Origin of the sequence: Streptomyces sp. Go-475 (assembly GCF_003330845.1) — a bacterium.
Taxonomy (GTDB): domain Bacteria; phylum Actinomycetota; class Actinomycetes; order Streptomycetales; family Streptomycetaceae; genus Streptomyces.
In genome coordinates, this window is sequence record NZ_CP026121.1 from 7,093,254 (window position 1) to 7,118,004 (window position 24,751).

Consider the following 24,751-nt stretch of genomic DNA (forward strand, 5'->3'; position numbering starts at 1 on the left):
CGCACGCCTGCCGTAGTCGCATTCCGTGCGGCCATGGCTTATGAGGATGGTGCGTGGACCGGTTCACGAAGCGGCTCCTTGTCGGGGGAACGGGTGCCGCGCAGGCACCGGTGCGCGGCCGGGACGAGGAACTGGCATTCCTCGACGCACGACTTGACGCCCTCGCCCGTGGCCTCGGCGGGGTCGTCTGTGTCGAGGGCGCGCCGGGCAGTGGCAAGAGCCGGCTCCTGGCGGAGGGACACGCCGCCGCGGTGCGGCGCGGCTTTCGCACGTTCCTGGGCGGCGCGGATCCCGACGAACACTTCATACCGCTCGGCCCGCTGCTGGACGGGCTGCAGTCCGGCGTCGAACCTCTGCTCGACGCCGAGAAGTTGCGGGAGCTCTCCACGGCCCCTGACCAGCGGTTCTGGCTGCTCCAGGAACTGCAGGACCGGCTGGAGCAGATGGCTCTCGACAGGCCGCTGCTCATTGTCCTCGACGACCTTCAGTGGTGCGACGACCTGACCCTTCTCGCTGTGCGCACCCTCTCGGCCAGGCTGTCGTCGCACGCGATCCTTTGGCTGGTGGCCGTTCGCAGCGGGATCGCGAGCCCCTTGGTGCGGGGCGCGCTGGACCGACTGCGACAGGCCGGCGGGTATGAGCTGTGCCTCGGGCCGCTCACGGACGAGGCGGTGGCGCAGATCGCCGAGGACGTCCTGGGCGCCATGCCCGACTCCGAGGTCCTGAGAGTCGCCCGCCGCGCGGAGGGCCTGCCGCTGCTGCTGGTGGAGATGCTCGGCGGGCTGCGGGACGAGGACTTCGTCAGCGTCGCGGACGACGTGGCCCGGCTGTCGGGCGAAGCCATTCCAGCCCGTCTCATGTCCACAGTCGGGCGCCGCATCGATCTGCTGTCCGCACCGGCCCGCGACGTCGTGCAGACCGCGTCCGCCGTGGGCCGCTCGGTCACCGTGGATCTGCTGGCCGAACTGCTCGGGAGACCGGCCGCCGCACTGCTCACAGCGGTGCGGGAGGCCCTCGACTCCGAGCTGCTGGTCGAACGGGACGGGCGTCTGTACTTCCGCCACGACCTGATCCGCGAGGCGGTCGAAGCCGGGCTGCCGGATTCCGTACGCCGGGCCCTGCGCCGTCATGCCGCCGACGTGCTGCTGGCACAGGGTGCGCCCGCTGTGGAGACCGCCACGCTCCTGGCCGACAGCGCGGAGGTCGGTGACCGTCTGGCCGTCGAGCGGCTGCGTACCGCTGCGGCGGAACTCGCGTCCACCGCGTCCACGCCGGCGGCCGAACTCAGCTGTCGGGCCCTGGAGCTGGCCCCCGAGGACGCGCCGGAACGGCCCGCGATCGTTGCCGAAACGATCCTTCTGTTGTGGCAGAGCGGGCAGGCCGCGAGTGCCAAGGCGCTCGGTGCCTCGACCCTGCCCGGGATCTTCCGCCCCGAGGACGAGGCACAGGTGCGCATGGGACTGGCGCGCCTGTCCAGCCAGTTCGACTTCATGGAAGCGGTCCGGCAGGCCCGTGCCGGGGCTGCGCTGCCCGGTCTGCCGGCACCGCTACGAGCCCAGCTTCTGGCGCTGCTGTGCCTCAACCTGGCGAACATCGGGGACATGACGGCATGCGCCCACGCCGTGACCGAGGCGCTGTACGCCGCTGCGCAGGCGGGGGACCGGGCCGCCGAGGCCACCGCGCTGGCCGTCGACTCGGTCGTGCTCTTCTACCGGATGGACTGGGGTGCGGCGTTCCGGCAGGCGGACCGGGCCGCCGCACTGGCGACCGACCTCGGCATCGCCCACTCCCTGTGGGTGCCGGAAGCACTGTGGAAGGCGTTCCTGCTGAACGCGGCAGGCCGGGCCGGTGAGGCGCTCGCGGAGTCCGAGGCCGGCGTCCGGGACACCCGGCGCCAGGGCCAGGCCGCCGCGATGCTCCTGTGGCTCATGAACCGCTCCCGCGCACTTCTGGACGCCGGGCGGCTGGCGGACGCCCGGGCCGAGGCGGAAGCCGCGTCGGCGATGGTCGACGAACTGGGCATGGGCAATTTCGCCGACGCCACACTCCTGTACACCCTGGTGCGTGTCGCCGTCCACACCAACGATCAGGAGGCAGCCCGCATGTACGCGGCCCAGGCCGAGCGGATGCTCACGGACGAGGCGCCGCTCGTCCGCAATGTCGGCTCCTGGATGACGGCACTGGTGGCGGACTTCGAGGGCCGGCCCGAAAGGGCCATGCAACTGCTCGACGAAGCGGCCGTGGCGATCCCCGAGCAGCGCCCCTCCCTCGCCAGCCCCGACGACCCCGCTGACGCCCCTGTCTTCGTGCGCATGGCCCTGCGGGCCGGCGCCCACAAGAAGGCCGAAGAGGCCGTCCGCGTGGCGGAGCGACGCGCCAAGCGCAACCCCGACTTCACCATCCTGGCGGCATCGGCCGCTCACGCGCGCGGCCTGCTCGACAACGACCTCGCTCACCTCCTGCGTGCCGTCCGCCTGTACGACGGCTGCCCCCGGCTGCTGCCCCGTGCGTCGGCGCTGGAGGACGCCGGGCGCAAGCTGGCCGCCACCCGTGCGTCGGAAGCCGTGCCCTACTTCGACACCGCCCTCGCCCTCTACACGGAGGCGGGCGCCGAGCGCGACGCCGCGCGCGTCCGCAGCCGCCTGCGGGCCGCCGGCGTCCGGCGCCGCACCACGTCCACGGGAACCGTGAAGGGCTGGCCTGAGCTGACCGTCTCGGAAGTCGGTGTGGTGCGGCTCGTCGCTCAGGGACTGACCAACCGGCAGGTCGCCGAGCGTCTCTCCCTCTCGCCGCACACGGTGAGCTCGCACCTGCGACGGGCCTTCACCAAGCTCGACATCACCTCACGGGTGGAGCTGACCCACCTGGTCGGCGCCCGTGACAGCGGAGAGTAACCGCTTCGTATCACACGGGGCCCGTCCCACATCGCACGGTCCGTGTGATGTCCGGGCACCGGCGCGTCGTGAAAGATGGAGCGGTGGCTCAGAAGAATGCAGAGCAGGGGGAGATGGCGGGCGCACCGGCACCCGACGAGGAAAGCTTCGCAGGCAACGTACTCACCACGGCGACAGTGCCAGCCCACCGACGACGCGCCTACTGGCGCGAGGCCCTGTCCCGGACCTTCGGCGCCGTGGACATGTCGGTCCCCCGAGAGGTGAACTCGGGAACCATCCGTACGGCTCCGCTCGGTCGGCTCCAAGTCACCACGGTGGACGGTGATCCGCTGGAGGCCCGGCGCACGCCGCGGCTCATCGCCCAGGGCGACGAGGAGCAGTACGTCGTGGTGAAGCTGCTGAGCAAGGGCAACGCCCGGCTCCAGCAGGACACCGGCGACGTCGCCCTGCGGCAAGGGGAGGTCTTCCTCTACGACCTGGCGCGCCCGGTCCGGCTGATCTTCGGTGAGTGCTTCCAGACCAAGTCCCTCGTGGTACCCCGGCAGGTGCTGGGCCTGAGCGAGTCGGACCTGCGGCACCTCACGGCGTCTCCTCTGGGCTCCGACACGGCGCTGGGCGGGCTGCTGTCCACCTGTCTGGCTCGGCTCGCGGACGAGGCCGGAACGTACCGTGCGCACACCGGCGAGTCGATCGCCCGTAATGTGGTGGACATCCTGACCGTGCTGGCCGACGAGCGGCTCGGCAGGATCTCCACCGGGACCCCGAGCGGCGACGCGGCGCTCCTGCTGCGAATCCGGGCATTCATCGGGCGGCATCTCGAAGACCCGGATCTGTCCCCGAAGACCATCGCCCACGCCCACCACATTTCCGTGCGCTACCTGCACAAACTGTTCGAGCGCGAGGGCACCACGGTCAGCCGGTGGATCCAGAGTCGCCGACTGGAGGGGTGCCTGAGGGATCTGGGCCGCAGGGAGAACACGGGTCTCACCGTGGCGGCGGTGGCACGCCGGTGGGGCTTTACCAGTGCCGCCCATTTCAGCCGCGTATTCCGGGCCGCCTATGGGATGTCCCCCAGTGAATGGCGGGACGTCCACCAGCCGGAATCTGCTCTTCCTTCTCAGGCAACAGTCGGTACGTTCCCGGAGAAGGTGGTCGTATGAGCCGATTTAGGTTCTCCACGGAGGAATCACCTCTGAGGAAGCCCATGATCGGGGTACGAAATGAGCAATCCGTTTTCCGATGCCGCCGACGAGATACCGGTCACGCACGAAGTCGTGGTGCACGTCGCCCTCGCGGACCAGCCGCCTGTGCCACTGCCCGCGGAACTGCGCTACGACAGGATCGACCCCTACGCCGTGTGCCTCTCCCCCGGAGCGACGTCGACCGGCACGGTCGACTGGGTGTTCGCCCGCAGCCTGCTGTCGGAGGGCCTGCACAGACCGGTGGGCGTCGGAGACGTCCTGGTGATACCCCGGCACCGCTGCCACCGGCACTCGGTGCGCGTGGTCGTCTGATCCACAGCGGGAGCCGCCCTGCTGGACATCGCGGCCTCGGCGGTCACCGCTTTCCTGCGGCAGACCGATCTGCTCGTACCACCGGGCACGGAGGTGCTTCATGTGGACGTGGACCGTGTCATCGCCGAGCTCATGGCGGGAAGCGAATGATCGCCCTTTGGGCGGGCCCGGACGAAACGAAGAAGGAGACGGCGTGGCCGAACTGACCGAGGTCGAGCCGGGAGCCAGGCGCGGCAGCACGCACTCCCCGGTATCCGGCATACAGCTGGTAGGCCGGCAGGCCGAGGTCACTCACGTCCTGGACATCGTCCAGGAAGGGCGGACAGAAACACGGACGCTGCTCCTGCTCGGCGACGCCGGCACGGGCAAGTCGAGGCTGCTGGCGGCCGCCGTGGACTACGCCCGGGACAGGGGAACGCTCGTCCTGGCGTCCCAGGGCATCGAGGCCGAGTCGCCTCAGTCCTTCGCGTCCCTGCACCAGCTGCTGCTCCCCGTTCTGTCCGATGCCGCCGCGCTGCCCGACCATCTGCGCAAGGCACTCGACACGGCGTTCGGCATCGCTGTCGAGGGACCGCCCGACTCCATGCTGCTGCGTACGGCCGTCCTGGCGCTGTTGAGCGAGGTCTCGAACCGGCAGCGCGTCCTGCTGGCCCTCGATGACGTGCAGCACTTCGACCGGGACTCCCTCGACGTGTGCGGTTTCGTGATGCGCCGCATCACGGCACAGGACGTGTCAGTGCTGCTGACCGCGCGTGGCCACACGGCCCCCACCGGGGTCCCGGCGGACCTGCCCACCGTGATGTTGGGGCCGCTGACCGAACAGGCAGCGGCCGAACTCCTGGACACCCAGCCGCACGCACCCACAGGCCGGACACGGATCGAGCTGCTGCGGCAGGCGGGCGGAAACCCGCTGGCCATCATCGAGCTGTGCCGCGCGGCCGGAACGGGCGGCCTGGGCGTGTTGCCCGGCAGCGGACTGCCGAGGACGGAGCGCATCCAGGAGCTGTACGCCGCCCGGCTTCGCGAACTGCCCCAGATGACTCAGCGGTTGATCCTGTATGCCGCGGCGTCGCAGGGCGAAGACCTCGCCACCGTCATGGCCGCCGCCGGCGCAGGGTCCGAACTGTCGGCATGGGCCCCGGCCGAGGAGATCGGCCTCGTCTCCGTCATGGACGGGCAGGTGCTCTTCCGGCATCCGCTGGTCCGCACGGGCGCCTATCACGCGGCCCCGGCACACCTGCGGCAACAGGTTCATCGGGACCTGGCGGCCGCCCTCACGACGGACCCGGCCCGCCGCGCTTGGCACCTGGCCGCGGCATGCGTCGGCCACGACGAGTCCGTGGCGGCGGCTCTGGAGGACACCGCCGAACTCGCCGAGAAGCGCGGCGGCTTCTACGCGGCGGGCCAGGCGCTGCAACGTTCCGCCGAGTGCAGCCCCGCGATCACCGACCGGGCCCGCCGGTACGCGAAGGCGCTGAGAGCCGCCCAGAACGTCGGCGACTCCTTGTGGGTGTGCGAGCTGTTCGACAAGGTCACCGCGCTGACCGAGGACCGGGATCTGCTGGGCATGGCGGCCTGTGCAGCCGGCATGGGCATGTCCCTGCTCGGTCATCAGCGGCAGGCGTTCCGGATACTGATGAGCGCGCTGGAGCCGAATCCCCCCGCGAACGGCATGACGGTGGTCGCTCTGACCAGCATCCTCGCGGCAGTCGGCTACCAGTCGGGGCTGCCCGAAGTCAGGCACTCGGTCGTGGCTTTGCCGGAGGGAGTGCGGACCGGGAACTCCGAGACCCCCTACGCCGAGCTGGCGACGAGTCACAGCTCCGACGCGGTGCAGGCCTCCTCCCTGGCCGGAGCCGACCCCACCCACGCCCCCGAGCTGCTCCGGCGAATCCTGGAGCCGGGGATGCCCGAGGAGTCGGCCGGCGTGGCGGCGATGACCCGCCTCCTCGGGCTGGGCGCGCTGGCCTGGTACGCCGACGAGTCCGACCTGTGCGTCGACGCCCACCGGCAGGGGTACGCCATGCTCAGCGCGTACGGTGCCCTGGGGTCGGCCGCACCCTCGCTCACGGCGGTGGCGACGGCGCTGATCGACACCGGCCGATGGGCGGAGGCCGACGAGCACATGGACAAGTCCGCGGCGTTGGCGGCCGTCCACAAGTGGCGGCATGTGCAGATCGACGTCGAGGCCCTGCGGGCCACCCTGCGGGCCCTGCGGGGCGAGACCGGCGACCTGCCGGCGGACCCGGCCTGGACGGCGGTCGGCCTGCAGGAGAACCGCGCCACCCACGCCCGCCTCCTGCGGGCCGCGGGTACCGCTGCCGTGCTGGCCGGCGACTTCGACGGCGCGTTCCGGCAATTCCGGCTGCTGTTCGGCGAGGACGGCACGCCTCTGCACTACTTCCTGTCACCCCGGTCGATCGCAGATCTCGCCGCGGCCGCCCAGCGCACGGGCCGGGAGAAGGAGGCAGCGCGCATCGTCGAGGCGGTGCGCGCCGCGATGGGGCCGCAGCCGACGACCCGGATGACGCTGCTGCTGCACCACGCCGACGCGCTGACCGGCGACCCCAAGGACGCCGAGCACCACTTCCGGCTCGCCACGGTGAACCCGGCGGGCGAGCAGTGGCCGCTGGCTCGGGCGCAGGCAAGGCTGCACTACGCGCAGTGGCTGCGCAGACGTCGCCGCCCCCTGGACGCACGCCCGCTCCTGGCCACAGCGCTGGAGTCGTTCACCCGGCTCGGTGCGGCGGCTCTGGCGGAGGAGGCACGGGTCGAGCTGCGGGCCAGCGGCGTGGCCACCGAGCCCGCCAAGGCAGACCCACTGGCGGAGCTGACCGCCCAACAGCGGGAGATCGTCCGGCTGGCCGCGCGGGGGCTGCGCAACCGGGAGATAGCCGAGCAGCTGATGCTGTCCCCTCGCACGGTCAGCTCCCACCTCTACAACGTGTATCCGAAGCTGGGGGTCAGCAGCCGCAACCAGCTCCGCGGTCTTTTCGAGGACCTATGAGGCCGCGACGGTGAGCCGTACGGTAGAGGCACTCCTGCGGTTCGGCCTCACATGCCATGGCCTTCGGCATGAGGACCGACAGCAAGCAACAGTGACGTTGCAGGGAGATGTGTGAACTTCGATCCCCCCACGGACGCCGGCGGACGCGACCGTCCTGCCGTCGTCCTCGATCCCCTCGTCCAGCGGCTCGTCGACGCCTGTGCCGCACCGCCGTACCTGCACCAGCTCGGACCCGTCGACGGTCGGCAGGCACTGCTGGAGATGCAGGGCCACACGCCGGACGACTTCGCCGTGGACGCGGAGTTCAGGGTGGCACCGGTGGGTCCCTCCGGGCTCGTCGGCTTCTGGCTGTTCCGGCCGCAGCGGCCGACCGGTCCCCTTCCCGTGGTCGTGTACCTCCATGGCGGCCGATGGATGCTCGGTGACGGCCGGACGCATGCGCGAATGATCAGCGAGCTGGCAGCCATCAGCGGTGCCGCCTTCGTGGTGCCCGAATACACCCGTACTCCGGAGGCCCGCTACCCGGTCCCGCTGGAGGAGTCGTACGCGCTGCTGACCTGGGTGGTCGAGCAGGCGGCCGAAATGGCCCTGGACGACCGCAGGCTGGCCGTGGCCGGTGACTGCGTCGGCGCGACCATGGCCACGGCCCTCACCATGCTGGCCAAGCAGCGTGGCGGCCCCCGCATCCGCGCGCAGTTGCTCTACTACCCGATGACCGACCCGGACAGCGACACCGAGTCGGGAGAACAGTTCGAGTACGGCTACCTCCTGACGCGCGCGGCTGTCGAGTGGTACTGGCGGCAGTACGTCGACGACGAGCGCGACCTCGCGGAGCCCACGGCCGCGCCGTTGCGGGCCACCCCCGAGGATCTCGCGGGACTGCCCCCTGCCCTGGTCGTGTCGGCGGAGGCGGATGTCGTACGGGACGAGGGCGAACAGTACGCCCGCGCGCTGCGGCTGGCGGGGGTGCCCGTGACCGCCGTTCGCTATCTGGGGACGGTGCACGACTTCGTCTCCCTGAACCCCTTGCGGAACAGCCCTCCCACGCGGGCCGCGATCAGCCAGGGCGGCCACTTCCTCGGGGACGCCCTGGCCGACCGGAGCTGACGGCCGGCTCCTGAGGAATCGACCGTCAACTTACTGATGCCTGCGGAACTGGCTCTTGCCAGGCTGAAGGGACATGAGGCCGCCTACGTCGGCACGTCCTTCACCTGGGAAGAGCAGCATGCCCACCGCCGAACCCGAAACGACCACGGCATCCGGATGCGTCCAGATCGTTTCCGCCGTACCTGACGAGGAGAATCAGGAAGTCCTCTACCTGGGAATGTTCGACCGCCGCTCGGTCGCGACCACCTGGGACGGGGACGAGGTGTACCTGGAGCCGGGTGACCTTGTTTTCTGCGATCCAGGTCGGCGTCATTCCCTGCGGTTCGGCGACGACTGCCGGATGACGGTCTTCCGTATACCGCGCTGTTATCTGGGAGTTTCGGAGTCGTATCTGGACCGCGTCGCGGGGGCGACCGTGCGAGGCTCCCGGGGCTTGGGCGCGCTGGTGTCGGACCTTCTCTCCGCGCTCGCCGCCGAGGCGGAGTTCCGGACGTCGGTGATCGGTGACCGGCTCGCCCGCAGTGCCATGGATCTCGTCGCTGTCCTTGTCATGGAACTCCTTGAGACGGAGACCACGGCCGAGGCGTCGAGTGTGTCGAAGGCCGGCAACGAGATGCTGCTCCGGATCCGGACCTATATCGAAGGGCATCTGATGGAGCCGGACCTGTCACCGGAGGCGATCGCACGCGCGCACCACATCTCGGTCCGCTACCTGCACAAGCTCTTCCAGAACGACGGCACCACGGTGAGCCAGTGGGTGCGGCAGCGGAGACTCGACGCCTGCAGACACGAGCTGAGCCGGACACCGAACCGACGGATCACTGTGGCCGCTGTGGCGCACCGCTGGGGTTTCAGCAGCCCAGCGCATTTCAGCCGCACCTTCCGGGATGCGTACGGGATGTCCCCCAGCGAATGGCAGACGCTGGCAGCGTCGGGCGTCGGCTCTCCGGTCACCGACGCACGGGTTGCCGGCTGACCGTGCTGCACGACGGAGGGCCCGGCAGCCGACGCTGCCGGGCCCTTTCCCGTGGCCGTCAGCCCAGCTCCGCGTTCAGCCACTCCAGGACCTCAGCGGTCACCGGATCGGTGATGTCGTTGAACTCCTCGTGCCGGATCAGGTATTTGGCCACATACGGGCAGACCGGCACGATGCGCTTGCTCGACCTGCGCACGTCGGTCAGTGCCTCATGCACCAACTGCGCTGCGAGTCCCTGGCCGGTGAAGGCGTCGTCGACTTCGGTGTGGTGAAAGACCCGCTGCTCACCGCGGTCGCGGTACGCGGTCAGGCCAACGCGCTTGCCGTCGACCAGGATCTCGTAGCGGTGCCGGGTGTCCACCCGCTCGACGGTCGGGGTGGCGGAGGGCTGGCTCATGGGGATCGGGTTCCTTTCGGCGGGTGCGGGTCAGCGGCGCGACGGGTTTCCGCGCGGCGCGATGACGGCGTTCGGCAGGGCCGGCGCGGGAAGGCGGTCTCCGTCGTATCCCCCCACCGCGCCGAAGCGTTCGGAGGCGTTCTGCCAGTCCTCGCGAGCCCGGACGATCTCTTGGTGGCTGCGGCCGACGAAGTTCCACCACATGACGATCTGTTCGCCGAAGGGCGTTCCACCGAGCAGGACGGTCCGTGCCGTGTGGTCCGACTCGTTCGTCAGCGTCAAGGTGTCGTTCCCGGCGTCGGTGTATCCCAACTCCGCGGGATGCAGGGGGGTGTCGGACACGCGGACACGTCCTCGGTCGACGAGAAGGCCGTGCTCGAAGGCGGGATCGACGGCGAGCGTGACGGTCGCACGGGGAGCCAGGAGAGTTTCGGCGCCGAGCAGAGGCGTGAAGGTCGGTACAGGGGAGACCGACCCGGCGAACGAGCCCAGGAACACCCTGATTTCGGCTCCCGTGATCCGTACGGGGTCGGGCACGTAGTGGTGGAAGTCGCGTTCGGCGTACCTGTGCTGGTCGGGCAGCGCCACCCACAGCTGGACGCCGTGCAGGATCGTGGTCCGCGGCGTCGAGACCTCCGAGTGGCTGATGCCGTACCCGCCCGTCATGAGGTTCAACTCGCCCGGTCGTACCAGCGCGTGGCTCCCGAGGCTGTCGCGGTGCTCGATCTCTCCACTGAACAGCCAGCTCACCGTCTGCAGCCCGGTGTGCGGATGGGGAGCGACGTCCATGCCACCCGTGTCGGCGACGTCGTCGGGACCGATGGGGGTCCCCCCGCGCGAGCGAAGCCGAGCGTGGGGGAGGTCGACGAAGCACCAGGCGCCGATCAGCGTCCGGGCACGCTGCGGCAGCGTGCGCCGTACTGTCATCGCCCGTGGGCCGCCGAGGGGGACGTCCCTCGGGGCGAGTACGTCGACGCGTGGAGCTCTCGTGTCACGGCCGCTGTCGGCCGGTGTCGTGCCGTGCGGCTCGGTCGCCTCTGTCTCGACGTTGCTCACTGTGCACCGTCTGCCTTCCACGATGGATGCGTTGTCGCCGGTACGACGGGTCCCGAGGACGCGTCGAAGGCATGGGTCACCTCCGGCCGGGCGCCGGGGACCAGGAGACGGCGTGCCCGCTCTTCGTAGCGGCGGTCGGTGCGGGTGAGCCGGTCGCTGTGCTGGGCGAGATGCTCGGACCAGGAGGCGACGAGGTAGTTCTCGATGAAGTGCCCGGGATCCTGTCCGTCCTGGTACAGACCCCAGGTCAGGGCTCCGGTGCGCCGCCGGGAACGGGCGACGTGGTCCATGCAGTCGCTGAAGGCTGTTTCGCTTCCTGGCGCGACGCGGTAGGAGACGGTGATGAGTACCGGGCCGGTGGTCGGGCCCGGCTCGAACACCAGGGGCGGGACCGGCCAGTGCTCGGAGGGGGAGGGGTCGACGCCCTCCGTCCCGTGCAGCGGCCAGCGACGCACGCTGATGGCGCTGAGCAGCAGCAACGTGCTGCCCGTCAGGAGCGGGACGGCGAGCCCCAGCCGGTCGGCGAGGGCGCCCCACAGCGGCGCCACCAGCGCCTGGCCGCCCTGGAAGACAAGCAGATAGACGGCGAGGCCGCGCGCCCTGACCCAGCCGGGGAGCCGCGTCTGCATGGCCGCGTTGAGGGTGGACAGGACCCCTATCCACGCCAGCCCGGCGAACAGCAGCGCCACGGTGACCAACCACGGGATCCTTACGGTGGCCAGGACGACGAGGACACTCGCGAAGACCAGGGCGCCGCCGCACAGAGTGCCGTTGGCGCCGAGCACTCTGTTGCTGCGAGGCAGCACGAAGGCGCCCGCAACCGCTCCGACCCCGACCGCGCCCAACAGCAGTCCGTAGCCGCCCGAGCCCAGGTGCAGGGAGCGACTCGCGACCAGCGGAAGCAGCGCCCACAGAGCGGCGCCGCCAGGGATGAACAGGGCCATCCGCAGCAGAACCCGGCGGACGTCCGGCGCGTACCGGACATAGCGGCGGCCTGCGTCAAGGGCGCTCAGCAGCTTCTCGCCTCCCGCAGCGGTGGCGACAGCCCGGGGACGCCGCCAGAGCATCAGCACGACGGCGATGCCGAGGTAGGAAGCGGCGTTGAAAGCGAACACCGCCCCCGCGCCCGCCGCCGCCACGACCACTCCGCCGACGGCCGGTCCGACGGCGCGGGCCAGGTTCATGTTCACGCCGCCGAGCGCGGCGGCCTGTCCCAGTTGGCGGCGCTCCACCAGCTCCGGCTGGATGGCCTGCCAGGCCGGGCCCATCAACGCGGTGCCGCATCCCAGCAGGAAGGTGAGCACCAGCAACAGCACGGGAGTGAGCGCGTCCGCGAACGCCAGCGCGGTCAGCAGGCCGGAGACCGCGAGCATGACCAGCTGCGCGGTCAGGAGCACGCCGCGACGGTCGTACCGGTCGGCGACCACGCCGGAGGGCAGGGCCAGGAGCACCACGGGCAGGCTGGAGGCCGTCTGGACCAGCGTCACCAGTGCCGCGTCATGGCCGATCAGCAGCCACTGGGCGCCCACCATCTGCATCCAGCTGCCGATGTTGGAGACCAACTGCGCGATCCACAGGGCCCGGAACAGGCGTGCCGCGAGCGGTGCCCACGGCGAATCCGGCTTCGGGGGCTGGGTGGACGGCGAGGATGGCGAGATGCTCATGTTGGTCCATGCGGGTGAGTGCGAACGCGTTGACTGTCGGTGCAGCCACCTGTGGGCCGGTGGGTCATTCAGGGCCCCGGCCGGACCCAGCTCGCATCGGCCGACGAGAGGCGATGCGTGACCGCGGCGGTGACCGCGAGCAACACCACGGCCAGGCCCAGGGTGAGGACGAGATGGCCGTGCAGGACGAGCCGGCCTCCTACGAGCGCGCCGAGGAACATGGCGAGCACGGAGAGGACCCGGCGGCCGGGGCGCGGCGCCTCGCCGCCGGCCGGGGTGGAGTCCGCTGCCAGGCCCGTCAGGGTCAGGGTCAGGACGGTCGTGGTGAGGTCCGGGACGCCCAGGCGCCGGGCGACCGCGTTCTGCAGACCCATGGCGAGCCCCAGGAACACGACCAGCGTGTACTGGACGCCGGGGGTGATCCGGCCGTCCGATACAGCGGCGGGCACCACCGTGACCGAGACCAGGACGGTCTGCACAGCTGCGGCAGAACTCAGCAGGTGGCCCCGGTGCGTGGCGAACCGTGTGCCGAGCTTGCCCCCCGCGAGCGCGCCGACGAGGAAGGAGCCCATCGCGACGACCGACGCGAGCGCGGACAGGCTCTCGTCGCCTGCCAGGGCGAACCCCAGGAAGACCACGTTCCCGGTCATGTTGGCGACGAAGACGTGCCCGAGCGCCAGGTAGCTCACGGCGTCTACGAGACCGGTGACCACCGTCAGGACCAGCATGAGGGGAGGCAGCGGGCCGTGCCGTTCCTCGCCGCGCGGTGCCAGGGTGCGCAGCGCGTCAGTCAGCAGCCTGCGCATGCCGCGCCCTCTCCGGTGCGGCGGTGGCCGGCCGGTGCAGCACCATGCGCGTCAGCAGGCCGCTCGCCGGACCCGTCACGATCGCGGCGACGGAGACCCACACCGGCCAGGGGGTGACGGCCAGCGCGTGATCCACGGACCACCGTCCGGGCCCGGTCAGGGCCAGGACGGCGGAGACGACGACCAGGACGAGGGGGTATTCGTAGCCGTCGTTCTGCACCCACAGCCCCTTGGGCCACTTCACGGTGCCCGCAACGGTCATCACACCCATCGCGGCCATCGCGGCCAGGGGCGTGAGTAGCCCCGCCGCCAGGAGCAGGCCGGAACCGATCTGACTGGCTCCCGCGACGAGCGCGGTCAGCCGGCCGCCGCGGAATCCGTCCCGGCGGAACTCCTCGGTCCCGCCCGCGAATCCGTTGCCCCCGAGCCGGAAGCTCACCTTCTGCACACCGTGCGCCGCGATGAGCAGCCCCACCACCAGCCGGAGGACCAACAGTCCAGCGTCCATCGTGTACCCGCCTGTTCCTGACGTGTCCGTGCCGTGGGTCAGCCGGCGGCGTGAGCGCCGAGAATGGCCTGCGCGTAGACCAGCCCGAGGCCGTAGGTGCCGCCGTGCTCCTTGACGACGTCGCCCACGGCGGCGTACGTCTCGGTGCGGGCCCAGTCGCGCTGGAGCTCCAGGAGCACCTGCACCCAGGTCACCGGGACCGCGCCGGCCTGGATCATGCGCTGGACGGCGTGCTCGTGGGCCTGCGGGCTGACACCGCCGGACGCGTCCGTGACGACGTAGACCTCGTAGCCCTGGGCGATGGCGGACAGCACCGGCAGGACGACGCAGACCTCGGTCCACAGGCCGGCGATGACGAGCTTCTTGCGGCCGGTGGCCTTGACGGCCTCGACGAAGTTCACGTCCTCCCAGGCGTTCATCGTGCTGCGGTCGATGATCTTCTGGTCGGGGAAGACGTCCGCGAGCTGCGGCATGAGCGGGCCGGAGAAGGACTCAGCGGCCACGGTGCTCAACACGACCGGCACGTCGAACACCTTCGCGGACTTCGCCAGGCCCACAGTGGAGTTGATGATCGCGGTGCGGTCGCCGCTGCCGGTGCCGAAGAACATCTGCGGCTGGTGGTCGATGAACAGCACCGCGCAGTTGTCCGGGGTGAGCAGGTCGGGGCTGGGGGCAGCGGTGACCTCGGCGATGTTGACCATGAGTGTGTGCCTTTCTCGGCAAGTGGTGGCGCGGACTGCTGTCCGTGCCGTGGAAAAAACCGTCCTGTTGGACGGAGCCTGTGGGTGTCCCGGAAGGGGCGGCTCAGGGCCCGGCCCCCTCCGGGAACTCAGAGGTCGAAGCAGGGATCGAACGGGGTGCTCGCGGAGTCCACGGCGAGGCCGCGCGCGATGCGCCACTGACGGTGCTGCTCCGACTCGGCGACGGCCTGGCCGAGCAACTCCGCCTGGCGGGCGCCGGCGAGAGCCGGCCGGCGGGACGACGCCTGGTAGCCGCCGAAGCGCGCCACCGGACTCCAGGCCGGGCTGACGGGGGGAAGTTCCTCGTCGAGCCCTTCGTATTCGGCGGCGCCGTAGACGATCCGGCCGCCGGTCACCGTCAGCAGTGACTCGATGTGGGCGATGTCCGGCTCGGGCACGCTGAAGTAGTCGTCGGAGAGGACCGCCAGGTCCCCGTAACACCCTGGCTGGAGCACGCCCTTGACCTTGTCCTCCCCGGTCAGTGCGGCGCCGGCGCGCGTGAACATCGCCAGTGCCGTCTGCCGGTCGACGCGGTTCGCCGGCGGGCGCAGCGCCAGATCGCCGACGGTGCGGCCGCTGACGAGCCAGTGCAGGGCGACCCAGGGGTTGTAGGTGGACACCCGGGTGGCGTCGGTGCCGGCGCCGACGGTCAGGCCGCGGTCCAGCATGGCCCGGATCGGCGGGGCGTCCGCGGCCGCTCCGGGGCCGTAACGCCGTACGAACGCCTCGCCCTGGAACGACAGACGGTTCTGCACGGACATCGCGCCGCCGAGGGCGGCGATGCGGTCGAGGCTTTCGGTGGAGACAGTCTCCGCGTGGTCGAACAGCCACCGGTTCCCGGCGGGGAAGAGCCCTTCCGCGGCGAGCTTCTCGAACACCGCGAGGTCACGGCGGATGGTTTCGTCGTAGGTGGCGTGCAGCCGGAATCCCCACCCGTTTTCCATGAGGAGGCGTACGGCTTTCTCGAATTCCGCCTCGTAGTCGGGGGTGAGTTCCGGACGCGGCTGCGTGAAGTTCTCGAAGTCGGCGGCCGACCAGGTGAGGTTCTCACCCGCGCCGTTGAGGCGCAGCCATGCGTCCCCGTCCTCGGGGCGGACCATGTCGATCCAGCGGGCCAGGTCGTCGATCTCCTGGCCGGGCGTCTGGGGGAAGAGATGGTAGGCGATGCGCAGCGAGAGCTGGCCTGCCTTCGCCAGTTCGATGACGGTGGCGTAGTTGTCGGGGAAATTCTGGAATCCGCCGGCGGCGTCTATCGCCGACGTCAGTCCGAATCTGTTCAACTCGCGCAGGAAATGCCGGGTGGAGGTCTTCCTGTCCTCCTCGCTCTGCAGCACCGGCGCCTTGGCCAGGGTCGAGTAGAGGATGAGGGCGCTGGGAGCGGCCAGCAGCATGCCGGTCGGCTCCCCGTCCCGGCCGCGCACGATCTGGCCGCCCTTGGGGTCGGGCGTGTCCCGGGTGAAGCCGGCGGCCTTGAGCGCCGCGCGGTTGAGTACGGCCGACTGGTACAGGTGCAGGACGAACACCGGGGTGTCCGGCGCGGCGGCGTTCAGTTCGGCGACGGTCGGCAGCCGGCGTTCGGCGAACTGCTCGGCCGACCAGCCCCCCACCACCCGTACCCACTGGCCCTTCGGGGTGCGAGCGGCCTGCTCACGCAGCATCGCCAGACCCTGACGCAGGCTGCGCACTCCGTCCCAGCGCAGTTCCAGTACGTAGTTCAGTCCCCCGCGGATCACGTGCAGGTGTGAGTCGTTGAGGCCGGGTATCACCCGTCGTCCCAGCGCGTCGACCACCTTCGTGCCGGTGCCGACGTGGGGCGCCACGTCCTTGTCGTCACCGACGACCGTGATGACGCCGTCGCAGATGGCGAGCGCCTGCGCCTGCGGGCGGGCCGGGTCCCCGGTGTGGATTCTCGCGTTGCGGACGACGAGGTCCGCGGCTTTGTCCATGGCGCGCGGACCCAGCCCGCCGACGGGCATTCTCGACATCTCTTGAAACCCCTCTGGGAAAACGAATTCAATCCAAGTCATGGCCGGCAATGGCGGACTTCGGTGACGCAGTCCCCACCGAATGCCCGTCTGCTCGGATCGAATCGAGCCCTGTGTGGAAGGGCGGGGACCGCTGTTGCTTCGCCAACACGATAGGCAGGACAGACGCCTCCCCATGTCCTGCGAGTGCACAGCGGTTTGCCTCACCGCGCACGATCGCGCTCTTCGCCGAACATCATCACGGAGGACAGAAGACAGCCCTGCACTGTGAGGAAACAAGCAGTGCGCTCAAGGACAATTGCCGCCTGCCGAAAGCTTTTAACGTGCCCTTGCCGGAAGAACCGGCGCGCCCATGAGCACCCAGGAGATTCCCATGCCCCATGCCGTCGAGCCGGTACAGCCGGTACTGGAACCCGCGGCAGCCGCCTTCGCGCAGGCGACAGCCAACCCGCCCTACCTGTTCGACCTGCCCCCGGCGGAAGGGCGCAAGGCCGTCGACGAGGTGCAGTCCGGCGAGATCGTCAAGCCGGCGGTCGACGAGGAGTGGATCACCGTCTCGGGCGGGCCGACGGGCAGCGTCCGTGCGCGGATCGTCAAGCCCGCCGGCGCCGAGGGCGCCCTGCCGGTGATCATCTACATCCACGGGGCGGGCTGGGTCTTCGGCAACGCCCACACCCACGACCGTCTGGTGCGGGAACTCGCCGTCGGCGCCCGCGCCACCGTGGTCTTCCCCGAGTACGACCTCTCACCCGAGGCCCGCTACCCGGTCGCCATCGAGCAGAACTTCACGATCGCGCAGTGGGTCGTCCAGCAGGGCGCGACCAAGGGCCTGGACCCCGCCCGTATCGCGGTCGCCGGTGACTCGGTCGGCGGCAACATGACCGCCGCGCTGACGCTGATGGCCAAGGAGCGCGGCGGTATCCCGCTGGTGCAGCAGGTGCTGTTCTACCCGGTCACCGACGCGAGCTTCGACACCGGCTCGTACCACCAGTTCGCCACCGGGTACTTCCTGCGCCGCGACGGCATGCAGTGGTTCTGGGACCAGTACACGACCGACGAGGCCGACCGTGCCCAGGTCACCGCCTCGCCGCTGCGCGCCACGACCGAGCAGCTCACCGGTCTGCCCCCGGCCCTCGTCATCACCGCCGAGGCCGACGTCCTGCGCGACGAGGGCGAGTCGTACGCCGGCAAGCTCCGCGAGGCCGGAGTCCCGGTCACCGCGGTCCGCTTCCAGGGGATCATCCACGACTTCGTGATGCTCAACGCCCTCCGCGAGACGCACGCCGCCGAGGCCGCCATCACGCTGGCAGCCGACACCCTGCGCACCGCCCTGCACACCGCCTGAACGACAAGGAGAAACCGCACATGACCACATCTGCCCCCACCCCCACCCCCACCGTCGTCCTCGTCCACGGCGCGTTCGCCGACGCGGCCGGCTGGTCCGGGGTCATAGCGGAACTGCAGCGTCACGGCGTCCCGGTGATCGCCCCGCCCAACCCGCTGCGGGGACTGGCCGCCGACGCCGCCTACATCGCCTCCCTGGCCTCCCAGATCGACGGCCCCGTCATCCTGGTCGGCCACTCGTACGGCGGCGCGCTGATCACCGTGGCGGGCGCCACCGAGAACGTCGTCGGGCTCGTCTACGTGGCCGCCTACGTCCTCGAGGAGGGCGAGAGCCTCGGTGAGCTGCAGGGACGCTTCCCTCTCTCCCCGCTGGTGAGCAACCTGAAGCAGTGGACGTACCCCGTCGAGGGCGGTGACCCCGCGGTCGAGGTCACCATCGCCGCCGACGCGTTCCCGTCGGTCTTCGCCGCGGATGTGCCGGCCGACGTCACCAAGGTCCTGTCCGTAACCCAACGGCCGCTGGCAGCTGCCGCGTTCGAGGAGACGGCCTCGGCCGCGGCGTGGAAGACCAAGCCGTCGTGGGCCCTGGTGGCCGGAGCGGACCAGGCGATCAACCCCGAGGTCCAGCGGTTCGGGGCCAAGCGAGCCGGGGCGACCGTCGTCGAGATCCCGGAGGCGTCGCACGCGGTCGCCGTCTCCCAGCCGAAGGAAGTCGCCGACCTGATCCGCGACGCGGTACGGACGACGAGCTGACCGGGGGCTTACACCAGCTGACACCCGGGGGGCGTACACCAGCTGACCCGAGGAGGTACACCAGCTGCGCGGATGAACTCGTTTCGTCCGCGCAGTTGCTTTCCCCTCAGACCGCGTTTGAGCTCTGCTCTCTACTCGACGTCTTAGACGTCGTTTCAGTTGGTGAGTCGGCGGTAGCTGATGAGGGCTGCGGCGATGCCGACGAAGGCCAGGAAGTGCTCGGCCTTTCGCTCGTAGCGGCGGTGCAGCCTTCGGCATCCGACCAGCCAGGAGACCGTTCTCTCGACGACCCAGCGGTGTCGGCCCAGCCGCGTGGACGACTCGATGCCTTTGCGGGCGATGCGGTGGCGGATGCGACGCTCGCGAAGCCATTTCCGCAGGTGGTCGTAGTCGTAGCCCTTGTCTGCGTGGAGCTTGGCCGGGCGTCGGCGGCGCGGTCCGCGGCGGGAGCGGATGGGCGGGATCCCGCGCACGAGCGGCTGCAGACCGAGGCTGTCGTGCGTGTTAGCGCCGGAGATGCCCAGCGACAGGGGCAGTCCGTTGCGGTCTGTGATCAGGTGGATTTTCGATCCCGGCTTGCCGCGGTCGGTCGGATTCGGTCCGGTGAGTGGCCCCCTTTTGCCGCCCGGACGCTGACGGAGTCGATGGCGCATCGCGACCAGTCCAGCTCGCCCCGAGCGCCGAGTTCGTCGAGGAGCACCCGGTGCAGCCTGGCCCACACCCGCTCTCGGCTCCACTGGGCGAAGCGCCGGTAGACGGTGGGCCAGGCCGGCCCGAACACCGGCGGCAACTGCCGCCAGGTGCAGCCCGAGGTGGCCACGAAGATGATCGCCGCCAAACATTCGCGGTCCCCGGCTCGTCGGCGGCCGCCGCCCTGCGGGCGTATGACCTCCGTCGGCGGGACCACCCGCCGGAACAGCGTCCACAACTCGTCTGGGACCAGCCGCTCGATCAGATCCGTCATGTTCGGCTCAACGAGCGATCACACCATCAGAAACGACGTCTAAGCCCCCTGAATGCGGCACGACAGACCCGCTCCGACTACACCGCGAGCGCCTGACGCCCCGCTCGCCAATGAACCATCCGCCTTGCCAGTGAGGGAAGTTTTTGGTCGGCTACATCGAAGACCGCTGGATCAAGAAGAAGAGAGACCCCGTCACCGGGAAGCGGGAACGCACCGCCCGCTACGGCAAGGGCACCCGGTACCGCGTCGCTGGCATCCCCGGTGTCCGGGACAAGTCGTTCGACACACTCGAAGACGCCAAGGCATGGCTGCGCAGGGCCAGCACCGACAGTGAACGCGGCGAGTTCGTGGATCCCCGCGATGGCTCCATCACTCTGGACGACTACGTGACCCGCTTCTGGCAGACGGGAGTTCGTGGGGCGCCCGGCACGGTCAAACGCATCGACGAACGCGTCCGCCTCCACATCCGGCCTCAGTTGGGCACCGTCGCCCTGCTAGACATCAGTCCGGCGGTTCTGCGGGGCTACATCGCCGCACTGGAGAATGAATGCTCGCCGCGGTATGCCCGGCAGATCCTCACCACGCTCTCGAACATCTTCGAGACCGCCATCGACGACAAGCGCCTGGCACGCAACCCGATGCGGGCCAAATCCGTGCGCTGGCCCAAGGTTCCGGAGGACCAGAGGGAAGCCTGGCCGCTGGAGACCGCGCAGCGTGTACGGGACGCGATCAACGCGCGCTACCGCATCGCGGTCGAGGTCGCGCTGGGCTGTGGCCTACGGCAGGGCGAAGTGTTTGGCCTGTCTCCGGAGGACGTCGACTTCGCCCGCGGAGTTCTGCGTATCCGCCGACAGGTACAACTCCTCAACGGGCGCTTGTACTTCACCCTGCCGAAGGGTGGCAAGACTCGCGTCGTAGACATGCCTCCGTCGGTCGCTGCGGCCCTGGCCCAGTACTTCATGGAATACCCCGCGATCGAGGTGGAGCTGCCGTGGGGCGGCCCGGAGTCCGATCGGGAGACGAAGAAGTTCCCGCTCGTCATCACCACGACGTACGGCAACGCCATTCGCGCGAACATCTTCAACGTTGAGGTGTGGAAGCCGGCACTGGCTGCTGCCGGTGTCATCCCCATGAGGGAGCAGGGCGAGCGGTGGAAGGCGTCTCGCAAGGACGGCTTCCACGTGCTCCGGCACACGTACGCCTCGGTCATCCTCGAAGCGGGCGAGTCCGTCGTCACCCTCGCCCGCTGGCTCGGCCACGCGAGCCCGACCATCACTTTGGACTACTACGCCCACTTCATGCCCGAGGCCGGAGGCAAGGGGCGCGGGGCCATCGACGCCTTGCTCGGCCAGACTGCCGTCGTTGCCACGGCCGCGTAGACGGCACACCCCCACGACTCACGAAACGGATGGGCACAGCGCCTCGCTGTGCCCATCCGTTTGGCGTTTCAGCTCGGAAGGCCACTACTTTCCGTGATCATCGGCGCTCCCAGACGCCACCAAAGCGGCGAGGCTCTCGCACGCCAACACTCACGATCGCGAGAGACCGCCCCGAACGGAGCGTGGCTCGTTCTCCCCAGATTCTCCCCAGGGGCCTCCGACCCGCCGGCCACGCCACTGATCGCAGCTGTGCGCGCTCCAGGCAACAGCCTCCAAGGCGATTACTCAGAGCCAATCCCGCCGCTTGAAGATGACGTACAAACTGGTGCACACGACCCCCATCAGGGCGATCGCGAAGGGGTATCCGAGCACCCAGTGCAACTCCGGCATGTGGGTGAAGTTCATGCCGTAGATCGTCCCGACCAGCGTCGGCGCGAACAGGATCGCCGCCCACGACGAGATCTTCTTGATCTCCTCGTTCTGTTCGAAGCCCGCTTCCGCCAGGGCCCGCATCTCCGTGTTCTGCTGCTGTGTGACCAGCGTGGCGTTCACCGTGAGGATCTCCGTCAGGGCCTGGCGGAAGGTGTCGACGCGCTCGCTGGTGTGGGTGACGTGGTCGGCCACGTCCCGCAGGTACCGCTGCAGTTCCTCGTCCGTGCCGTACTTGGCGAAACCCGCCATCAGGCCGTGCAGCATGCCGACCAGGGGGCGGGTGGCGCGCTGGAACTCGACCATCTCGCGGGAGAGTTCGTAGATGCGGCGGGAGACCTCGGGGTCGCCGCGGAACACCTCGGTCTCGATCTCGTCGATGTCGTTCTGCACACCCGCGACCACCGGCGCGTAGCCGTCGACGACCGCGTCGAGTATCGCGTAGAGCACCGCCTCCGGACCCAGCTTCAGCAGCTCGGGCGACTCCTCCATGCGGCGGCGCACGGCCGACAGGTCCGGCGCCGCGCCGTGGCGGACAGTGATCACGAAGTCGGGCCCGACGAACACGTGCAGTTCGCCGAACTCGACCTCCTCGAGGGCGTCGAGATAGCGGGCGGCCCGCAGCACGACGAACAGCGTCTCGCCGTAGCGCTCCAGCTTCGGGCGCTGGTGGGCCTCCATCGCGTCCTCGACGGCGAGCGGGTGCAGGTCGAACTCCGCGGCCAGGGAGTGGAGTTCGCCGTCCGTGGGACGGGCCAGGCCGATCCACGCCATGCCGTCGGGCTGCTCGCGCAGCTCGCGGTAGGTGTCGGCCAGGGTGGCGGGGGAGGAGACGCGGACGCCGTCGCGGTAGAGGGCCGCCTCGACGACACTGGCCACCTCGGCCGGTTCCCGCCCGTCCGGCGGGGCGTCGGCGCCGGGCGGCTGCGGCCCGGAGGGCTGTGGCCCGGAAGGCTGTGACCCGGGCGGCTGTACCGGGGCCGGGGCCCGGCGCCAGACCGATCTGCGGGGGGTGTGGTTCACCGGCCGCGGAGGCCGGGCCGGCTGGTCCTTGTCGGCGGGGCGGGCGCGTCGCTGGGGCATCGCGGATGCCTCTCGGTCGAGCGTACGTACGGATGATCACGCAGCGGGACAGGAGCAGCATACGCGGCGGACGAGAACGCCCCTCGGAGTCGCGGCCAGAAGCTGTCCGCAAGTCCCGCTACCGTCCCCTCATGACGAACACCAAGCGGAGCGTCACGCACCCGGCCCCCCTCCTCGGCACCCGCGCGCTCAACCGCGCCACCCTCGACCGGCAACTGCTCCTGCGCCCCGCCCGGATGTCCGCCGCGGCGGCCGTCGAGCACCTGGTCGGCCTCCAGGCGCAGAACGTCAAGCCGCCGTACTACGCGCTCGCCGCCCGCCTCGACGGATTCACCCCCGAGGCGCTGTCGCGGCTGATGGCCGACCGGGAAGTGGTCCGTATCGTCACGATGCGTTCCACCATCCACACCCACACCGCGGACGACTGCCTCACCCTGCGTCCGCTGGTGCAGCCCGCCCGGGACCGGGAGCTGGTGAACTTCCGCAAGGGGCTGGCCGGTGTCGACCTGGACCGGCTCGCCGTCCTCGCCCGCGAGCTCGTCGAGGCGGAGCCGCGCACCATGAAGCAGTTGCGCGAGGCACTGCTGCGGGAGTGGCCCGACGCCGACCCGCAGGCCCTGGCCGTCGCCGCGCGGTGCCGGCTGCCGCTGGTGCAGGTCACCCCGCGCGGACTGTGGGGACGCAGCGGCCAGGTCAGTCTCACGACCGCCGAGCACTGGCTCGGGCGGCCCGCGGAAGCCGCCCCCGAGCCCGACGCGGTCGTCCTGCGCTACCTCGCCGCCTTCGGCCCGGCCTCCGTGCGGGACATGCAGACCTGGGCCGGACTGACCCGGCTGCGGGACGCCTTCGAGCGCCTCCGGCCGCGGCTCGTGACCTTCCGGGACGACAGCGGCACCGAGCTCTTCGACCTCCCGGACGCTCCCCGCCCCGACCCGGACACCCCCGCCCCGCCCCGCTTCCTGCCCGAGTTCGACAACCTGCTGCTCTCCCACGCCGACCGCACCCGCGTCGTCCCGCCCGAGTACCGGGGCCGCTCCTGGCAGGGGAACTTCGTCTACTGCACGCTCCTCGTCGACGGCTTCCTCGCGGGGCTGTGGCGGCTGGCGGAGGGCGCGCTCGTGATCGAGCCCTTCGGCCGACTCACCAAGACCCAGCGCGAGGACGTCACCGCCGAGGGGGAGCGGATGCTGAAGGTGATGCACCCGGAGGCGTCGTACGACATCCGCTTCGGCACCGTACGCGGCTGAGCGCGGGGCCCGGACATGGAGAGGGGGCGTTGCGGGCCGCTCGTGGAGGCCCGCAACGCCCCCTGGCATTTCACCTGAGGGGTACTCAGGAGCTAGTGGCGGGTCAGGAGTTGACCTGCGTCGTCACCAGGTTCGAGAAGGTGGTCAGCCGGGTGTAGACACCCGGGTAACCGGCCTGGGCGCAGCCCTCGCCCCAGGAAGTGATGCCTGCCAGGACGCCCCCGATGAGCAGGGGGCCGCCGCTGTCGCCCTGGCAGGTGTCCACGCCGCCGGAGGTCTTGCCGGCGCACACCATGTCGCTCTGCACGAAGTCGGAGCCGTAGGAGCTCGCGCAGCTGGAGTCGGACACGGTCGGTACGGTCGCGGTGCGCAACTGGTTGGAGGAGCTGCCGCCCGAGGAGGTGGTGCCCCAGCCCAGGATGCGGGCAGTGGTGCCGGCCGCGTACACCGAGGTCTGGGAGGAGGAGACGTACTTCGCGGGGGTGTAGGGCATCGACGTCGACAGCGTCAGCACGGCCACGTCGTCGCCGTTGGTGGCGTCGGTGTAGCTGGGGTGGATCCAGATCTTGCTGACTCTGCTGACGGTGCCGTCGGTGCCGTTGCGGTAGGTGCGGCCGCCGACCACGCGGACGCTGCTGGTGGTCTCGCCGACCATGCAGTGCGCGGCGGTGACGACCTTGGTGGGGGAGACCAGCGTGCCGCCGCAGAACTGGCTCTGCGAGGCGTCCGTGATCTGCATGACGAACGGGTACGCGGTCGTCGTGGTCGTGGTTCCGCCGACGATCGGCTGGGGCGCGGCGACGGCCGTGGGGGCGGCGAGCAGCGCGGTCGTGGCGGCGGCAGCGGTGGCCACGGCGACGGCGGCGGCCTTCTTGGCGGCGTTGAGCCCGAACATGGG

Annotated in this window: 19 protein-coding genes and 1 pseudogene; 10 read left to right on the top strand and 10 right to left on the bottom strand. The window is 70.3% G+C overall.

Features of this window, described 5'->3' with window-relative positions:
* Positions 1-53: 53 nt before the first annotated feature.
* From C1703_RS32320 to C1703_RS32345, 6 genes are all read left to right on the top strand, one after another.
* Positions 54-2,894 carry a LuxR family transcriptional regulator gene (locus C1703_RS32320; protein WP_114256149.1) on the top strand — a complete coding sequence of 947 codons (2,841 nt, stop codon included), beginning with the start codon at positions 54-56 and terminating at the stop codon, positions 2,892-2,894.
* 83 nt (positions 2,895-2,977) lie between these two features.
* Positions 2,978-4,054, top strand: a complete 1,077-nt coding sequence (locus C1703_RS32325; RefSeq protein WP_232840653.1) for a helix-turn-helix domain-containing protein — start codon at positions 2,978-2,980, stop codon at positions 4,052-4,054.
* A 60-nt stretch (positions 4,055-4,114) separates the two neighbouring features.
* Positions 4,115-4,408 (top strand): SsgA family sporulation/cell division regulator, encoded by a 294-nt coding sequence (locus C1703_RS32330; protein ID WP_232840654.1) that lies wholly within the window; start codon positions 4,115-4,117, stop codon positions 4,406-4,408.
* 193 nt (positions 4,409-4,601) lie between these two features.
* Positions 4,602-7,415: a LuxR family transcriptional regulator gene (locus tag C1703_RS32335; protein WP_232840655.1), complete on the top strand. Its 2,814-nt coding sequence runs from the start codon at positions 4,602-4,604 to the stop codon at positions 7,413-7,415.
* Positions 7,416-7,526: 111 nt separating this feature from the next.
* Complete coding sequence (locus C1703_RS32340) at positions 7,527-8,522, top strand: alpha/beta hydrolase (protein WP_114256151.1); 996 nt, start codon at positions 7,527-7,529, stop codon at positions 8,520-8,522.
* Positions 8,523-8,640: 118 nt separating this feature from the next.
* Positions 8,641-9,498 carry a helix-turn-helix domain-containing protein gene (locus C1703_RS32345; protein WP_232840656.1) on the top strand — a complete coding sequence of 286 codons (858 nt, stop codon included), beginning with the start codon at positions 8,641-8,643 and terminating at the stop codon, positions 9,496-9,498.
* Between the two features lie 58 nt (positions 9,499-9,556).
* On the opposite strand, the gene C1703_RS32350 is transcribed toward C1703_RS32345, so the two are convergent.
* The 7 genes and pseudogenes from C1703_RS32350 to C1703_RS32380 form a co-directional block, all read right to left on the bottom strand.
* On the bottom strand, positions 9,557-9,895 hold the full coding sequence (locus C1703_RS32350; RefSeq protein ID WP_114256153.1) for a GNAT family N-acetyltransferase: 339 nt from the start codon (positions 9,893-9,895) through the stop codon (positions 9,557-9,559).
* Between the two features lie 30 nt (positions 9,896-9,925).
* Positions 9,926-10,873, bottom strand: a pseudogene (locus tag C1703_RS32355) (pirin family protein); the annotation flags it as partial.
* Between the two features lie 74 nt (positions 10,874-10,947).
* Positions 10,948-12,615: an MFS transporter gene (locus C1703_RS32360; RefSeq protein ID WP_114256154.1), complete on the bottom strand. Its 1,668-nt coding sequence runs from the start codon at positions 12,613-12,615 to the stop codon at positions 10,948-10,950.
* A gap of 68 nt (positions 12,616-12,683) precedes the next feature.
* Positions 12,684-13,421: a YoaK family protein gene (locus tag C1703_RS32365; RefSeq protein ID WP_114256155.1), complete on the bottom strand. Its 738-nt coding sequence runs from the start codon at positions 13,419-13,421 to the stop codon at positions 12,684-12,686.
* The gene (locus C1703_RS32370; protein WP_114256156.1) at positions 13,402-13,929 is read right to left on the bottom strand and encodes a DoxX family membrane protein; all 528 of its coding nucleotides are present in this window, start codon (positions 13,927-13,929) and stop codon (positions 13,402-13,404) included. The genes C1703_RS32365 and C1703_RS32370 overlap by 20 nt, the downstream gene beginning before the upstream one ends.
* A 38-nt stretch (positions 13,930-13,967) precedes the next feature.
* Positions 13,968-14,630, bottom strand: coding sequence for a hydrolase (locus C1703_RS32375; RefSeq protein WP_114256157.1), 663 nt, complete (start codon positions 14,628-14,630; stop codon positions 13,968-13,970).
* A gap of 128 nt (positions 14,631-14,758) precedes the next feature.
* Positions 14,759-16,654 carry an amidohydrolase gene (locus tag C1703_RS32380; RefSeq protein ID WP_114256158.1) on the bottom strand — a complete coding sequence of 632 codons (1,896 nt, stop codon included), beginning with the start codon at positions 16,652-16,654 and terminating at the stop codon, positions 14,759-14,761.
* 373 nt (positions 16,655-17,027) lie between these two features.
* Between C1703_RS32380 and C1703_RS32385 the strand changes: the two genes are divergently transcribed.
* Together C1703_RS32385 and C1703_RS32390 are read left to right on the top strand one after the other, a co-directional pair.
* Complete coding sequence (locus C1703_RS32385) at positions 17,028-17,999, top strand: alpha/beta hydrolase (protein WP_114256159.1); 972 nt, start codon at positions 17,028-17,030, stop codon at positions 17,997-17,999.
* Positions 18,000-18,019: 20 nt separating this feature from the next.
* Entirely contained in the window at positions 18,020-18,751 is a 732-nt protein-coding gene (locus C1703_RS32390; protein WP_114256160.1) for an alpha/beta hydrolase, read from the top strand.
* Between the two features lie 155 nt (positions 18,752-18,906).
* Here the strand turns inward: C1703_RS32390 and C1703_RS32395 are convergent.
* A protein-coding gene (locus C1703_RS32395; RefSeq protein ID WP_114256161.1) for an IS5 family transposase occupies positions 18,907-19,715 on the bottom strand; the annotation gives its coding sequence in 2 pieces (ribosomal slippage) (positions 18,907-19,365 and positions 19,368-19,715; 807 coding nt in all).
* Positions 19,716-19,858: 143 nt separating this feature from the next.
* On the opposite strand from C1703_RS32395, the gene C1703_RS32400 reads away from it, so the two are divergent.
* Complete coding sequence (locus C1703_RS32400; protein WP_114256162.1) at positions 19,859-21,094, top strand: site-specific integrase; 1,236 nt, start codon at positions 19,859-19,861, stop codon at positions 21,092-21,094.
* A gap of 285 nt (positions 21,095-21,379) precedes the next feature.
* Here the strand turns inward: C1703_RS32400 and C1703_RS32405 are convergent, their stop codons facing one another.
* Complete coding sequence (locus C1703_RS32405) at positions 21,380-22,606, bottom strand: magnesium and cobalt transport protein CorA (RefSeq protein WP_114256163.1); 1,227 nt, start codon at positions 22,604-22,606, stop codon at positions 21,380-21,382.
* A gap of 131 nt (positions 22,607-22,737) precedes the next feature.
* Between C1703_RS32405 and C1703_RS32410 the strand changes: the two genes are divergently transcribed.
* Entirely contained in the window at positions 22,738-23,853 is a 1,116-nt protein-coding gene (locus C1703_RS32410) for a winged helix DNA-binding domain-containing protein (protein ID WP_114256164.1), read from the top strand.
* A 103-nt stretch (positions 23,854-23,956) separates the two neighbouring features.
* Here C1703_RS32410 and C1703_RS32415 read toward each other — a convergent pair whose 3' ends face one another.
* A complete protein-coding gene (locus C1703_RS32415; RefSeq protein WP_114256165.1) occupies positions 23,957-24,748 on the bottom strand; it encodes a serine protease in 792 nt (263 codons plus the stop codon).
* Between the last annotated feature and the right edge of the window lie 3 nt (positions 24,749-24,751).

Excerpts from the sequence above, each read along its gene's own strand:
- C1703_RS32415 (WP_114256165.1), bottom strand. The coding sequence starts at position 24,748 with ATGTTCGGGCTCAACGCCGCCAAGAAGGCCGCCGCCGTCGCCGTGGCC.
- C1703_RS32380 (WP_114256158.1), bottom strand. The coding sequence starts at position 16,654 with ATGTCGAGAATGCCCGTCGGCGGGCTGGGTCCGCGCGCCATGGACAAA.
- C1703_RS32365 (WP_114256155.1), bottom strand. The coding sequence starts at position 13,421 with ATGCGCAGGCTGCTGACTGACGCGCTGCGCACCCTGGCACCGCGCGGC.
- C1703_RS32370 (WP_114256156.1), bottom strand. The coding sequence starts at position 13,929 with ATGGACGCTGGACTGTTGGTCCTCCGGCTGGTGGTGGGGCTGCTCATC.
- C1703_RS32375 (WP_114256157.1), bottom strand. The coding sequence starts at position 14,630 with ATGGTCAACATCGCCGAGGTCACCGCTGCCCCCAGCCCCGACCTGCTC.
- C1703_RS32390 (WP_114256160.1), top strand. The coding sequence starts at position 18,020 with ATGACCACATCTGCCCCCACCCCCACCCCCACCGTCGTCCTCGTCCAC.
- C1703_RS32405 (WP_114256163.1), bottom strand. The coding sequence starts at position 22,606 with ATGCCCCAGCGACGCGCCCGCCCCGCCGACAAGGACCAGCCGGCCCGG.
- C1703_RS32330 (WP_232840654.1), top strand. The coding sequence starts at position 4,115 with ATGAGCAATCCGTTTTCCGATGCCGCCGACGAGATACCGGTCACGCAC.
- C1703_RS32345 (WP_232840656.1), top strand. The coding sequence starts at position 8,641 with ATGCCCACCGCCGAACCCGAAACGACCACGGCATCCGGATGCGTCCAG.
- C1703_RS32360 (WP_114256154.1), bottom strand. The coding sequence starts at position 12,615 with ATGAGCATCTCGCCATCCTCGCCGTCCACCCAGCCCCCGAAGCCGGAT.
- C1703_RS32385 (WP_114256159.1), top strand. The coding sequence starts at position 17,028 with ATGCCCCATGCCGTCGAGCCGGTACAGCCGGTACTGGAACCCGCGGCA.
- C1703_RS32410 (WP_114256164.1), top strand. The coding sequence starts at position 22,738 with ATGACGAACACCAAGCGGAGCGTCACGCACCCGGCCCCCCTCCTCGGC.
- C1703_RS32350 (WP_114256153.1), bottom strand. The coding sequence starts at position 9,895 with ATGAGCCAGCCCTCCGCCACCCCGACCGTCGAGCGGGTGGACACCCGG.